Source organism: Mesorhizobium sp. B2-4-18 (assembly GCF_006441385.1).
GTDB lineage: Bacteria > Pseudomonadota > Alphaproteobacteria > Rhizobiales > Rhizobiaceae > Mesorhizobium > Mesorhizobium australicum.
Genome location: NZ_VFUW01000002.1, coordinates 419,587 through 432,367, shown reverse-complemented (window position 1 = coordinate 432,367; position 12,781 = coordinate 419,587). Strand labels below are relative to the sequence as shown.

Annotated in this window: 12 protein-coding genes and 1 tRNA gene; 3 read left to right on the top strand and 10 right to left on the bottom strand. The window is 63.8% G+C overall.

Features of this window, described 5'->3' with window-relative positions:
- Positions 1 to 11 precede the first annotated feature (11 nt).
- The 7 genes from lipB to FJ527_RS05590 all read right to left on the bottom strand — a co-directional run bounded on the left by lipB (position 12) and on the right by FJ527_RS05590 (position 6,249).
- Complete coding sequence (gene lipB / locus FJ527_RS05620) at positions 12 to 755, bottom strand: lipoyl(octanoyl) transferase LipB (protein ID WP_140822098.1); 744 nt, start codon at positions 753 to 755, stop codon at positions 12 to 14.
- Between the two features lie 143 nt (positions 756 to 898).
- Positions 899 to 983: transfer RNA gene (locus FJ527_RS05615), tRNA-Leu, on the bottom strand.
- Positions 984 to 1,172: 189 nt separating this feature from the next.
- On the bottom strand, positions 1,173 to 2,072 hold the full coding sequence (sucD, locus tag FJ527_RS05610) for a succinate--CoA ligase subunit alpha (protein ID WP_015317363.1): 900 nt from the start codon (positions 2,070 to 2,072) through the stop codon (positions 1,173 to 1,175).
- A 14-nt stretch (positions 2,073 to 2,086) separates the two neighbouring features.
- Entirely contained in the window at positions 2,087 to 3,271 is a 1,185-nt protein-coding gene (locus FJ527_RS05605; protein WP_015317364.1) for a malate--CoA ligase subunit beta, read from the bottom strand.
- 21 nt (positions 3,272 to 3,292) lie between these two features.
- The gene (locus tag FJ527_RS05600) at positions 3,293 to 4,255 is read right to left on the bottom strand and encodes a CoA ester lyase (RefSeq protein WP_015317365.1); all 963 of its coding nucleotides are present in this window, start codon (positions 4,253 to 4,255) and stop codon (positions 3,293 to 3,295) included.
- Between the two features lie 11 nt (positions 4,256 to 4,266).
- A complete protein-coding gene (locus FJ527_RS05595) occupies positions 4,267 to 5,457 on the bottom strand; it encodes an aminotransferase class V-fold PLP-dependent enzyme (protein WP_140723999.1) in 1,191 nt (396 codons plus the stop codon).
- A gap of 123 nt (positions 5,458 to 5,580) precedes the next feature.
- Positions 5,581 to 6,249 (bottom strand): response regulator transcription factor, encoded by a 669-nt coding sequence (locus FJ527_RS05590; protein ID WP_140661014.1) that lies wholly within the window; start codon positions 6,247 to 6,249, stop codon positions 5,581 to 5,583.
- Between the two features lie 387 nt (positions 6,250 to 6,636).
- Here FJ527_RS05590 and mgtE point away from each other — a divergent pair, with 387 nt between their 5' ends.
- Together mgtE and FJ527_RS05580 are read left to right on the top strand one after the other, a co-directional pair.
- A complete protein-coding gene (gene mgtE, locus FJ527_RS05585; protein WP_015317368.1) occupies positions 6,637 to 8,055 on the top strand; it encodes a magnesium transporter in 1,419 nt (472 codons plus the stop codon).
- A 139-nt stretch (positions 8,056 to 8,194) separates the two neighbouring features.
- On the top strand, positions 8,195 to 8,581 hold the full coding sequence (locus tag FJ527_RS05580) for a MerR family DNA-binding transcriptional regulator (RefSeq protein ID WP_006203215.1): 387 nt from the start codon (positions 8,195 to 8,197) through the stop codon (positions 8,579 to 8,581).
- A 6-nt stretch (positions 8,582 to 8,587) separates the two neighbouring features.
- Here FJ527_RS05580 and FJ527_RS05575 read toward each other — a convergent pair whose 3' ends face one another.
- Positions 8,588 to 9,094 carry an isoprenylcysteine carboxylmethyltransferase family protein gene (locus FJ527_RS05575; protein ID WP_140723996.1) on the bottom strand — a complete coding sequence of 169 codons (507 nt, stop codon included), beginning with the start codon at positions 9,092 to 9,094 and terminating at the stop codon, positions 8,588 to 8,590.
- Positions 9,091 to 10,089 carry a DUF1624 domain-containing protein gene (locus tag FJ527_RS05570; RefSeq protein WP_140822096.1) on the bottom strand — a complete coding sequence of 333 codons (999 nt, stop codon included), beginning with the start codon at positions 10,087 to 10,089 and terminating at the stop codon, positions 9,091 to 9,093. Before FJ527_RS05570 ends, FJ527_RS05575 begins: the two co-directional genes overlap by 4 nt.
- 235 nt (positions 10,090 to 10,324) lie before the next feature.
- On the opposite strand from FJ527_RS05570, the gene FJ527_RS05565 reads away from it, so the two are divergent.
- Entirely contained in the window at positions 10,325 to 11,524 is a 1,200-nt protein-coding gene (locus FJ527_RS05565; protein WP_140714770.1) for an MFS transporter, read from the top strand.
- Between the two features lie 3 nt (positions 11,525 to 11,527).
- Here the strand turns inward: FJ527_RS05565 and FJ527_RS05560 are convergent, their stop codons facing one another.
- Entirely contained in the window at positions 11,528 to 12,703 is a 1,176-nt protein-coding gene (locus FJ527_RS05560) for an aromatic ring-hydroxylating dioxygenase subunit alpha (protein WP_140822094.1), read from the bottom strand.
- Between the last annotated feature and the right edge of the window lie 78 nt (positions 12,704 to 12,781).

The following is a 12,781-nucleotide window of genomic DNA, read 5'->3' as shown; positions in this document are numbered from 1 at the left end:
GTCCGAAAGGATCAACCCGTCTTGCGGGCAGCCTCGACCGGCAAAGCCGCCACGGGACCAAAAACATCCTCGAAGGCTGATTTCAGCGCCAGATCCAGATCGGCCATGCCGACGGGCAGGCCGAGGTCGACGAGGCTAGTGACGCCGTGGTCCTGGACCCCGCACGGCACGATGCCGCCGAAATGCTCGAGCTCCGGTTCGACATTGATGGCGATGCCATGGAAGCTCACCCACCGCCGCAGCCTTATGCCGATTGCCGCGATCTTGTCCTCGGCAGGTGAGCCGTCGGGCAAAGCAGGGCGATCTGGCCGTACCACCCAGACACCAACCCGGTCCTCGCGGCGTTCGCCGCGCACGTTGAAGGCGGCGAGCGTGCCGATGATCCACTGTTCGAGCGCCGCGACGAAGGCGCGCACGTCCTCGCGCCGGCGCTTCAGGTCGAGCATGACATAGGCCACCCGCTGGCCTGGCCCATGATAAGTGTATTCGCCGCCGCGTCCGGCCGCAAAGACCGGAAAGCGATCGGGTTCGATCAGGTCCTCGATGCGGGCGCTGGTGCCGGCGGTGTAGAGCGGCGGATGTTCGACCAGCCAGACCATTTCGCCGGCAGCCCCGCCGCGGATCGCCTCGGCGCGCGCCTCCATGAACGCAAGCGCATCGGGATAGGCGACAAGGCCGGGCTCGACCAGCCATTCCACCGGGGCCGAACCGGGCAAGGGCAGGAACGACGTGGCAATCTGGCTGCGTTCTGGCATGGCGTCTCTCTTGTCGCCTTCCATATGGCGATATCAGGCGGAAACGTCCAGTTCGCCGTGCGCTTGGGCGCCGAGCATCCGACGCGCCGGCAAGACAATGAGTGCTTGCTGGTTCAATTCGCAGCTGTGTCGTCAGGATGATTTGGTGCGGTCGAGAAGACTCGAACTTCCACGGGTTGCCCCACAGCGACCTCAACGCTGCGCGTCTACCAATTCCGCCACGACCGCACGTGGTAGAGCCGGAACCGACCGGCTCGCGGCGTGTAGCAAATCGTTTCCAGCGAAACAAGTGCGCCACGAGTATTTAATCGCTGGGAATGGCTATAACGGATCAATCGCTTTGCGCGCCCGGAAACGAAGGCGGCGGCGCGTCTTGGAGACTGCGTCGCCGCGTCCGTCTTTCGCCCGAACCTGCGGCTACGCCGCCTGCTTCCTCCGCGCCAGCGTATCTGCCACAACCTCGCCAAACGATGACGGCGTCGGCACGATGATGACGCCGGCCTCTTTCAGGATCTCGACCTTTTCCTGCGCGGACTCGCCGAAGGCCGAGATGATGGCGCCGGCATGACCCATGCGGCGGCCTTTGGGGGCGGACAGGCCGGCGATGTAGGCGATCAGCGGCTTCCTCATATTGTCGCGCGCCCAGATCGCGGCTTCGGCTTCCTGCGGTCCGCCGATCTCGCCGATCATGACCACGGCGTCGGTCTCGTCGTCCTGCTCGAACAGCTTCAGAACGTCCTTGAAGGAGGAGCCGTTGATCGGATCGCCGCCAATGCCGACGCTGGTCGACACGCCGATGCCGAGCGCCTTCATCTGCGAGGCGGCTTCATAGCCCAGCGTTCCCGAGCGGCCGACGATGCCGATGCGGCCGGGCAGGTAGATCGAGCCGGGCATGATGCCCATCAGCGCCTGTCCCGGCGTGATGATGCCGGCGCAATTCGGCCCGACCAGCCGCATGCGGTCCTCGAAGCGGTAGCGGCGCATGTAGCGCTTGACCTGCATCATGTCCTGCGAGGGGATGCCGTCGGTGATGCAGACGCAGAGCTTTATCCCCGCATCCGCCGCTTCCATGATCGAATCGGCTGCAAAGGGCGGCGGCACGAAGACGATGCTGGCTTCGGCACGGGTCTCGCGCACCGCGCCCTTGACCGTGTTGAAGACGGGCAGGCCGAGATGCGTCTGGCCGCCCTTGCCGGGCGTGACGCCGCCGACGAGCTTGGTGCCGTAGCGCTTCATGTCCTCGGCATGGAAGCTGCCGATCTTGCCGGTGAAACCTTGCACGATGACGCGTGTGCTGCGGTTGAGCAGGATTGCCATTTTTCCGTCCTCCCTCAGGCTGCTTTTTTGTTGGTGGCCACGCGCCAGGCGGCGACGGCTTTTTCGGCGGCTTCGGCGAGCGTGTCGGCGACGATCACCGCCTCGCCGGAATCGGCCAGGATCTTGCGCCCTTCCTCGGCCCTGGTGCCGGACAGCCGCACCACCAGCGGCACGTTGACGCCGACCTCGCGGATCGCCTTGATGACGCCCTCGGCGACCCAGTCGCAACGGTTGATGCCGGCAAAGATGTTGACCAGGATGGTCTCGACATTCTTGTCGCCGAGCACGGCGCGGAAGGATTTCGCGACCCGCTCGGGCGAAGCGCCGCCGCCGATGTCGAGGAAGTTCGCCGGCTCGCCTCCGGCGATCTTGATCATGTCCATCGTCGCCATGGCGAGCCCGGCGCCATTGATGATGCAGCCGATATTGCCGTCGAGGCCGACATAGGAGAGGCCGCGGTCGCTGGCGAAGGTCTCGCGCGGATCTTCCTGGCTCTTGTCGCGCAATTCGGAGATTTCGGGCCGCCGGAACAGCGCGTTCTCATCGAACGACATCTTGGCGTCGAGCGCTACCAGGCTGCCGTCGCGGGTCACCACCAGCGGATTGATCTCCAGCATCGAGGCGTCGTAGTCGCGGAACACCTGGTAACAGCTGAAGATGGTCTCGGTCGCCTTGCCGATCAGGCTGTCCTCCAGGCCGAGCCCGAAGGCGATCTCGCGCGCCTGGAAGCGCTGCATGCCGACACCGGGATCGACGGTGGCGCGGATGATCGAATCGGGTGCCTTCTCGGCGATCTCCTCGATTTCCATGCCGCCGGCGGCCGAGGCCACGATCATGACGCGCTCTTCCTTGCGGTCGAGCACGAAGCCGAGATAGAGCTCCTGCGCGATGTCGACGGCTTCCTCCAGATAGAGGCGCGAGATCAGCTTGCCACGCGGGCCGGTCTGGTGCGTCACCAGCTTGCGTCCGAGCATGGCTTCGGCGGCGCTGGAAATTTCCTCATCATTGGCGCAGAGCTTGATGCCGCCGGCCTTGCCGCGCGCGCCGGAATGAACCTGCGCCTTCAGCACCCATTTGCCGCCGCCGATCTCGCGCGCCCGGTAGGTCGCCTGTTCGGGGCTGTAGGCCAGGCCGCCACGCGGCACATGGATCCCATGCCGGGCGAGCAGTTCCTTGGCTTGGTATTCGTGGATGTCCATTCTTTTCTCCTCCCCAAATCGTCAAAGTGCCGCGACGTGCTGTTGGCCGGCGCGTTCGATGGCGTCGTTGACCACCAGAACGTTGCGCGCCATGCGTTCCGACGCGGCGTCGATCATCTTGCCGTCGAGCGCGGCGGCACCCTTGCCCTGCGCCTCCGCCTCCTTCAGCACTTCGAGGATGCGGCGGGCGCGCGTGACTTCCTTCTCCGGCGGCGAGAAGACGTCGTTGGCCAAGGCAATCTGCGACGGATGGATCGCCCATTTGCCTTCGATGCCGAGCGCGGCGGCGCGCCTGGCGGCCGCCTTGTAGCCTTCAGGATCTGAGAAATCGCCGAACGGTCCGTCGATGGCGCGCAGGCCGTAGGCGCGGCAGGCGACGGTCATCCGCGACAGGGCGAAATGCCACTGGTCGCCGGGATAGTCGGGGTTGAGGCCGCCGATATTGACGGTGCGCGCCTTGCAGCTTGCAGCATAGTCGGCAACGCCGAAATGCATGGCTTCCAGCCGTCCAGGGGTGGCGGCGATAGCCTCGACATTGGCCATGCCGAGCGCGGTCTCGATCAGGGCTTCCAGGCCGACACGGGTCTTGAAGCCCTTGGCCATCTCGATCTGGTTGACCATGGCCTCGACCATGTAGAGGTCGGCCGGAACGCCGACCTTGGGCACCAGTATGGTGTCCAGCCGGTCGCCGGCCTGCTCCATGACGTCGACAACGTCGCGGTACATGTAGTGCGTGTCCAGCCCGTTGATGCGCACCGAGACGGTCTTGCCCTTGGCGCGCCAGTCGATGTCGTTGAGCGCCTGGATGATGTTCTTGCGTGCGCGTTCCTTGTCGGGCGGCGCGACGGCGTCCTCAATGTCGAGGAAAACGAAGTCGGCGGCGCTGTTGGCCGCCTTGTCGATCATCTCCGGGCTGGAGCCTGGAACCGCCAGTTCGCTGCGCTGCAGCCTGAGTTTCTTGAGGTGGTTAATGGTGTGGCTCATCGTCGACTCCCTCAGGCGGCTTCGGCGACCGGCAGCGCGGCCGAGGCGCGGAAATGCTGGATGGCGGCGCCGACGCCGGAGCCCGGCGCCAGCCGGACGCCACAATCGAGCAGCGCCATTTCCGCCGCCGAAAGCGAGGCCAGAACCATCACCTCGTTCAGCCAGCCGAGATGGCCAATGCGGAAAACCTTGCCGAACACCTTGTTGAGGCCGCCGCCCAGCGACGTCTGGTAGGCCTGGTAGGCGCGCTTGACGACGTCGCCGCTGTCGATGCCATCCGGCACGAGAATGGCGCTGACCGTGTCCGAATGCCATTTTGGCGCCTTGGCGCAGAGCTTCAGCCCCCACGCGTCGACCGCCTTGCGCACACCTTCGGCGAGGCGATGGTGGCGGGAGAAGATGGTCTCCAGCCCTTCCTCGGCGATCAGGTCGAGCGAGGCGCGCAGGCCGCGCAGCAATTGTGTCGCCGGGGTGTAAGGGAAATAGCCGGCATCGTTGGCGCGGATCATGTCCTCGAAGGAGAAGAAACAGCGCCGGTGGGTGGCGGTTCTCGAAGCGACGAGCGCCTTCCTGCTCACCGACAGGAAGCCGAGGCCGGCCGGCAGCATGAAGCCTTTCTGCGAGCCGCTGACGGCGCAGTCGACGCCCCATTCTTCCTGGCGAAAGTCGATCGAGCCGATCGACGAGACGCCGTCGACGAAAAGAAGGGCAGGGTGGTTCGCATCGTCGAGCGCGGCGCGGCAGCCGGCGACGTCGCTGGTGACGCCTGTCGCCGTCTCGTTCTGTGTGCAGAAAATCGCCTTGATGCGGTGCGTCTTGTCCGCCTTCAGCCGCTCCGCATAGAGTTCCAGCGGAACGCCGGTTCCCCATTCGCAGTCGATGACGTCGACCTCGAAACCGAGCCGTTCGGCCATGTCGACCCACAGATGCGAGAACTGGCCGAAACGCGACATCAAAACGCGGTCGCCTGGGCTGAGCACATTGGTCATCGCCGCTTCCCAGGCTCCGGTGCCCGAGGACGGGTAGATGAAGACGCGGCCGGTCTCGTTCTTGAAGACCCGTTTGATGTCCTCGAACAGCGGCAGGGTGAGGTCGGGGAAGGTGGCCGCGCGCATGTCCTCCATCGGCAGGTTCATCGCTTGGCGTACCTGCTCGGGGATATTGGTCGGCCCGGGAATGAAAAGATGGGTGAAACCGGCCATGATGCGAACTCCTCCTGATCCAGCAAAGCGGTGGTGGGAGTTTCGTTTCGACGGCCGATGCCGACAACACCTTGGCGGGTAAGATCTCACCGCATGCGGGTGGGTATGGCCTACCCGGTCGCCCTACCCGAAAGGCTGCCTTTGGCTACGCCTCTCTCGTGAATAGAGCGCGACCGCCATGGCGCGGTTGCGGACGTCCAGCTTGTCGTACAGATTCTTGAGATGGTACTTGACGGTGTTTTCGGAGATGCCGGTCCGGGTGGCGATCTGCAAATTGGTCCAGCCGTCGGACAATACCGCCAGCAGTTCACGCTCGCGCACGGTAAGCCGGGATAGAGGCGTATCGTTGACCTTGTTGATGTCAATATAGGGGATGCAGATGCGGCCGTGCGCGACAGCCAGGATCGTGTCGAAGATGATGGCGGGATCGTCGAACTGGAAGCAGTAGCCCTGGGCCCCCAGGCGCACGCACTGTTTCAGGATGCCGATATCATGGTCGTTTGAAAAGACCGCGATGCGAACGTCGAGCTTGCGGGTCTGGACCTCGGCCAGGACATCAGCGCCATCCATGTCGGAGAGCTTCCAGCCGATCACGGCGACATCGAACTCCTGGACCGCTGCCAGCTCCAGGAAATGCCTGCCGCTTTGTACGGAAGCCAAAAGCTCGAAGCGCCCGTCGCAGTCCAGCATTTCGCGCAGAGCCGATATGACGAGCGGATTGCGTTCGGCCACGACCACGCGAACGCGCCGCTCGTCGATTGCCTTGTTTTCTGTCCGCGACCTGATCTTCAAGGGCTTCCGGCTTTTTTGTTGCGGCTTGGAGGTCCAGCCGATGCCTGGACCTGCATCATGACAATTCTGCCCCAATCGCGCACGGGTGCTCTTTCCCCAGCGACATGCGCTGTCGCGTGGCCGGGCCACAAGCACACCCGCTTTGACGGAATCGACCAGGTTGCGCACGCCGGACAATGTCGCGTCGGTGGAAAACGACGCCTTTGCGCAAGCGGGATTTTTCGGCTGGAATTCCCGTGCGTTGGAGCGACGGGCTGCGAAATCGAATCATGCCGCCGCTCCAAATTTCTTGTTTGTGGTCGGACCCAAAACCGATTTCCACTTTTCGGAATCATGGTCTAGACCTGATTGGCAACCTTTCCGGGATTCTGATGGCTGGAGACGCTGGTGGAAGGCCAGGACAAGCAGACGACCTCCGCCAAGGCGGCTGACGACGCCCACGCCGACATCTATGGCGAGGACGGCGCGGTTCTTTCGTCCTTCCTTGCCCAGATCGGTGCGGCGATCGCCGACCGCGATACGCTGACCCTCAAGCGCGAAGTCGACGACCTGCATCAGTCGGAACTTGGCGACCTCATCGAGGCGCTGCATCCCGAGCAGCGGCGCGCGTTGGTCGAACTGCTGGGCGCCGACTTCGATTTTTCCGCGCTGACCGAAGTCGACGAGGCGATCCGCATGGATATCGTCGACAATCTGCCCAATGCGCAGATCGCGCAGGCCGTGCAGGCACTCGATTCCGACGACGCGGTCTACATTCTCGAAGACCTCGAGCCGGAAGACCAGGACGAGATCCTGTCGCAGCTGCCGTTCACCGAGCGGATCAGGCTGCGGCGCTCGCTCGACTACCCGGAAGAGACCGCCGGGCGGCGCATGCAGACCGAGTTCGTCGCTGTGCCGCCTTTCTGGACCATCGGCCAGACCATCGACTACATGCGCGAGGACAAGAACCTTCCGGACCGCTTCAGCCAGATCTTCGTCATCGATCCGACCTTCAAGTTGTTGGGGGCCATCGATCTCGACCAGATCCTGCGCGCCAAGCGCGCGGTCAAGGTGGGGGAGGTCATGCATGAGACGCGGCACGCCATTCCCGCCACCATGGACCAGGAAGAGGCGGCGCGGGAATTCGAACAATACGACCTTCTGTCGGCCGCGGTCGTCGACGAGAACGAGCGGCTGGTCGGCGTGCTGACCATCGACGACGTCGTCGACGTCATCCAGCAGGAGGCGGAGGAAGACCTGCTGCGCATGGGCGGCGTCGGTGACGAAGAGCTCTCCGACAGCATTCTGGCGACCTCGCGCTCGCGCGTTCCCTGGCTGCTCGTCAATCTGCTGACGGCATTCCTGGCGGCATCGGTGATCGGCCTGTTCGACCACACGATCGAGCGGATCGTGGCACTCGCCGTGCTGATGCCGATCGTGGCCGGCATGGGCGGCAATGCCGGTTCGCAGACCATGACCGTCACCGTGCGGGCGCTGGCGACCAGGGATCTCGACATCTACAACGCCGGCCGCATCATCCGCCGCGAGATGGGCGTCGGGTTCATCAACGGCATCGTCTTCGCCGTGCTGATCGGCATCGTCGCCGCAAGTTGGTTCCACGACCCTAATCTCGGCGGCATCATCGCGGCGGCTATGATCATCAACATGTTCGTGGCGGCCCTTGCCGGCATTCTGATCCCGCTGCTGCTCGACAGGTTCAAGGTGGATCCCGCGGTCGCTTCGGCGGTTTTCGTCACCACGGTCACCGACGTCGTTGGATTCTTTGCCTTCCTCGGCCTCGCGAGCTGGTGGTTCGGCGTCCGGTAACGGTCTCAATTGACTTTTACGTAAATGCCGTGCGAGGCTTGTGCGGGGTGTCGCGTCGATTCCGGCGGACAAGGGTTTGGTTCGGGACAGAAGGGAGACGCCGCATGGCGATCGCCTGGAATCCCGGCAGGGAGTGACAATGCGGGAATATTATTCGATCACCGAGCTGACCCGCGAATTCGACGTGTCGACGCGGACGCTGCGTTTCTATGAAGACGAGGGATTGGTGCAGCCGGTGCGGCGCGGCCGCACCCGCCTGTTTCGCCCTTCCGACCGCCACCTCATCCGGCAGATCATGCGCGGAAAACGCCTCGGCTTCTCGATCAACGAGATCCGCGAAATCATCCAGATGTACAAGGAGCCGCCGGGCGAGGTCGGGCAGCTCAAGCTGATGATCAAGCGCATCGAGGAAAAGCGCGAAGACCTCAGGCAGAAACGTCGCGACCTGGAGGAGACACTGGCCGAACTCGACCAGGCCGAGGAGTCTTGCGTCGAGCGGCTGGTCGAGCTCGGCGTCAACACGTAGCCCTGCTCAAATCCAGCGCCGGACTCTTTTTGCATAGTCGCGGTATTTCTTGCCGAATTTCGCCGCCAATATCTTTTCCTCGCCCTCGATCGCGACCTTCTGGGTGACGAAGGCGGCCACGAAGGCAAGCAGGAAGAACCAGGCGATGCCCGAGACGAAGGCGACGCCGATCAACAGCAGCGTGTTGGCCAGGTACATCGGATTGCGGCTGACGCCGAAGGGGCCGGTCGTGACGAGATGATCGGGCACGGCGTTGGGATTGAGCGTGGTCCTGGCCCGTATCATGGTGCGGATCGCTGTGAACCAGAGTACGGCCACGGCGAACAATGCCACCCAGCCGGCGGCGAACAGGATGTCGCCAAGGAGATCGCCGATCCAGGGCAGCGGGATGTAGAGGCCGAGCACGACACTGATGAGGATGGCGGCGGCGTAGATCACCGGCGGCCACGGTACCAGCCCAGGCTTCGGCCCGGTCCCAGGCTTCGGTTCGATCCCAGGTTTTGGCCCGATCATTGTGTCTCTCCCTCCGTCATCTTGTCCTCGGTCTTGGCGGTGCACGTTGCGGCAAGATCGGACAGATGCGCCCTGAAGTCCGCAGTCTGGTCGTTGTTGAAGAGCCGATCAAGAGAGGCTTCGCCTTCGAGCGTTTCGAGCATGCAGCCGCAATAGCTCGAACAGAAGGTTGCGTTGCGCATCTGCTCGCACGATCGCTGGCAGGTTTTCAGGAAATTGACCTGCGGGGTTTCGACTTGCGCCGGCATCACTTGCGAGAACAGCCAGACGCAGCCGATCAGCAGCGGCTGGTGGATCAGGTAGAAAGTCAGGCTGTGGCGGCCGATGAAGACCAGCGGGTTGGACCAGCGTCCGGGCGCCAGGTTCGCCAGGCGTGCCCTTATGCCGGAAGTGGAAGCGAATTTGGCCACCGCAATGCCCGTAAGCACGGCGCCGAACCAGGGGAACAGCGGAACGTAGTCGTTGGAGCGCGGGTTGATCGCCGACAGGCCGATCCACCAGAGCCAGGGATGATCGAGGGCCTCGAAGCGCAGGTAGACTGGTGCCGCGATGACGAGCGCGGCGACGGCAAGCGTCAGCAGCGCCGGCAGGCGCAGGAACGCGAGGCCGAGCAGGCTGGCGAGCGCGATCTCGTGCAGGATGCCGAAAAAGATGAATCCGTCGGGCGTGGCGATGCGGGTGACGACCGAAATGGCGACCGCCGCGCCGGCGATCATGGCGAACCGTCTCCAGAAGCCGTTCCAGCGGATCTGTCGGCCATGGGCGAGATAGAGGCTGACGCCAACCAGGAACAGGAAGGTCGATGCAATGCAGCGGGCGTAGAACTTCCACCAGCCGAAGGCGGTGAGGCCGGGATCGGTGTAACCGAAGAATTCCAGGTCCCAGGTGAAGTGGTAGCTCGCCATCGCGATCAGCGCGATGCCACGCAAGATATCGATGGCGACGATGCGCTTCGATGGCTGCGGGACGGGTACGGTCGGCGTGTGGATGCTCATGGTCTCGCGATCTGATTCAGCCCCTCCACGACGACTATCACGGTTGCACCGGATAGAAGAAGACCGGGCGCCTTGGCCTGGACCGCGCGGCGGGGTCCGCGCCAGCCGCCGGGTTGGGCCAGCGCGGAAAAGCCTTTGACCGGCTTCGCTTTTGCCGGATATGCGTCGGTTTCCTCTTAATGGGCCTGAAATGTCCACGGCAGATTCGACGCCGCGATTCTGCTTTGGGGAAGCAATGTCCACCCATGTTCGCCATCCGATCTGGCTTCCGGCCCTCAAGGCCGCGGATGCGCGCACCTTCGCCTCGCTTTACGCGGTCGAATCCTTCGCCCGCGCCATGGTGTCGAGCGTCATACCGATCCAGGCCTACGAGATTCTCCACAACGAGCAGATCGTCTCCATACTTTACACCGCCGTGTCCCTGCTCGGCCTGTCGGTGACCTTATTCATGCCGATGCTGATCCGCCGCTTCGCGCGGCGCTGGGTCTACACGGCGGGCGCCTGCCTGCTCGCTATCGGCTCGCTGTTCTTCGTCACCCATACGCTCGCCGGGCAACTGGCCGGGATGCTGTGCCGGGTGATGGGCGCCAGCGCGCTGTCGATCACGCTCAACCTCTACATCATGGATCACATCCGCAAGACCGATTTCATGCAGGCCGAATCGCTGCGCATGGCGTGGTCGATGGTTGCCTGGACCTGCGGGCCGACGCTCGGCATTTTTCTCTATACGCGCTTCGGCATTTGTGCCGCGCATGGCGCGGTGGCGGTGTTCGCCATGGCCTTGCTGGCGCTGTTCTGGACCTATCGGCTGAGCGACAACCAGTCGATCCGCCCGGGCAAGACACGACCGGCCAATCCGCTCGCCAATATCGGCCGCTTCGTCGCCCAGCCGAGGCTGAGATTGGCCTGGCTGATAGCCTTCGGCCGTTCCTGCTTCTGGACGACCTTCTTCGTCTATGGACCGCTGTTCATGGTCATCACCGGCGAGGGTGAATTGGCCGGCGGCCTGCTGGTCTCGGCCGGCAACGCGCTGCTGTTCATGGCGATCTTCTGGGGCAAGGCGGGGAAACGCTTCGGCGGCCGCAGGACCATGACATTTGCCTATTTCGCCATGTCGGCGACGCTGCTGGCGGCTGGTGCCGTGGGCGAAACCGTGCCGTTGCTCACCGGCGCCTTCCTGCTGTGCGGCGCCTTCTTCACCATCGCGCTCGACGCGCTCGGTTCGACCGCCTTCATGCGCTCGGTGCGCTCTTATGAGCGCGCGCAGATGGCGGCGGTCTACCGCACCTATCTCGATTTTTCCGAACTGACGCCGCCGCTGGTCTATTCGGTGGTGCTGGCCTTCTTCGGCCTGGGCTCGGTGTTCGTCACGCTTGGGCTACTGGCAGCCTTTTGCGGCTTCATGACCTGGCGATATCTGCCGAAGTCGCTGTGATCTTCAGGCCTCGGGTGAGCGCGCAGCGTGCCGTTCGCGCACCCAGTTGTGGAAACGGTGCAGGTCGTACTCCTCGGGCATCAGCACGCCAGCTGTATGACGCGTCGAGCGCAGGCCCTTCTGGTTGACCTCGCAGATTGCTGCGTCCTCCTCCAGCACCTGTGTGCCGAAGGCAACGATGTTGTCGATGTCGGTCTCGGCGAGCGCCTCGGGCGCGAACAGCCATTCCGCGGTCAATTCGGTCTGTTCGGGACCGAGCGGCGTAAGCCGCACGGTCCTGACATAGTCGACATGGCCGACGATGAACATCGACGGCAGGCTGGTGGCATAGGTCTGACCGGCGCTGCGTTCCGCCGGCGTCAAGCTCGGGAAGATCGGCCCGTGCGTCTGCCCATCACGCGACCATGTCTCAGCCCCGGCGCGCAGGCCGCCGAAAAATTCCGGCGCGTCATTGTCGGCGTGGCGGAGCCATTCGGGATCGTCATGCCGGCTCATCAGGCCGCGGCCATAGATCGGCACCAGCCGCGACAGGTCCTTGTGGACGCCCGGGCAGTGCAGGCACTCGTTGAAGTTTTCCCAAAAAATCTTCCAGTTGCAGTTCATCACCTTGCGCAGCACGTGCCCTGATACCAGCGTTTCCAGCGGCCAGTTGTCGAAGTCGCCGGAGGCCGGGTCGAAGGAGGATTGCGCCGAGCTGGCGGCATCTTCCGCAAGATTGACGAAGACGAAACCCCGCCACACCGAGAGCGCGACGCGATAAAGCGGGTGATCGGCCTTGTCGAAGCCGTCAGGCAGCGATTTCGACGGCACGCGCACCAGATCGCCACGCAGCGAATAGGACCAGGCATGATACGGGCAGGTGATCAGCCGCGCCTTCAGCCGGCCCTGGCTTTCCTGGCAAAGCTGCGAGCCACGATGCCGGCAGGTGTTGTGGAAGGCATGCAACTCGCCGGTGTCGTCGCGCAGCAGGAGGATTTCCTGCGTACCGACGCGGAAGGTGCGGAACGCCAAAGGCTGGGCAAGGTCGGCCTCGCGGCAGACGAGCAGCCAGTTCCTGTACCAGATGGCGTCGAGATCGCGCTGATAGTTGTCCTGGTCCCAATAGGCCGACGAGGGCAGCGTCGGCTCGGTTCGAGTCAGGCCGTTATAGGGCACGCACTCGCTGGCATTGGGCTGCATGGCTGGTTTCCCGTGAGGGGTGCCAGCCGACACCCGGCCATGAAGTTTGTCAATCGGGACGGGATGAGGGCAGCTTCG

Coding starts and splice junctions, on each gene's coding strand:
- FJ527_RS05605 (WP_015317364.1), bottom strand. CDS start 3,271: ATGGACATCCACGAATACCAAGCCAAGGAACTGCTCGCCCGGCATGGG.
- lipB (WP_140822098.1), bottom strand. CDS start 755: ATGCCAGAACGCAGCCAGATTGCCACGTCGTTCCTGCCCTTGCCCGGT.
- sucD (WP_015317363.1), bottom strand. CDS start 2,072: ATGGCAATCCTGCTCAACCGCAGCACACGCGTCATCGTGCAAGGTTTC.
- FJ527_RS05560 (WP_140822094.1), bottom strand. CDS start 12,703: ATGCAGCCCAATGCCAGCGAGTGCGTGCCCTATAACGGCCTGACTCGA.
- FJ527_RS05595 (WP_140723999.1), bottom strand. CDS start 5,457: ATGGCCGGTTTCACCCATCTTTTCATTCCCGGGCCGACCAATATCCCC.
- FJ527_RS05570 (WP_140822096.1), bottom strand. CDS start 10,089: ATGAGCATCCACACGCCGACCGTACCCGTCCCGCAGCCATCGAAGCGC.
- FJ527_RS05565 (WP_140714770.1), top strand. CDS start 10,325: ATGTCCACCCATGTTCGCCATCCGATCTGGCTTCCGGCCCTCAAGGCC.
- FJ527_RS05600 (WP_015317365.1), bottom strand. CDS start 4,255: ATGAGCCACACCATTAACCACCTCAAGAAACTCAGGCTGCAGCGCAGC.
- FJ527_RS05575 (WP_140723996.1), bottom strand. CDS start 9,094: ATGATCGGGCCAAAACCTGGGATCGAACCGAAGCCTGGGACCGGGCCG.
- FJ527_RS05580 (WP_006203215.1), top strand. CDS start 8,195: ATGCGGGAATATTATTCGATCACCGAGCTGACCCGCGAATTCGACGTG.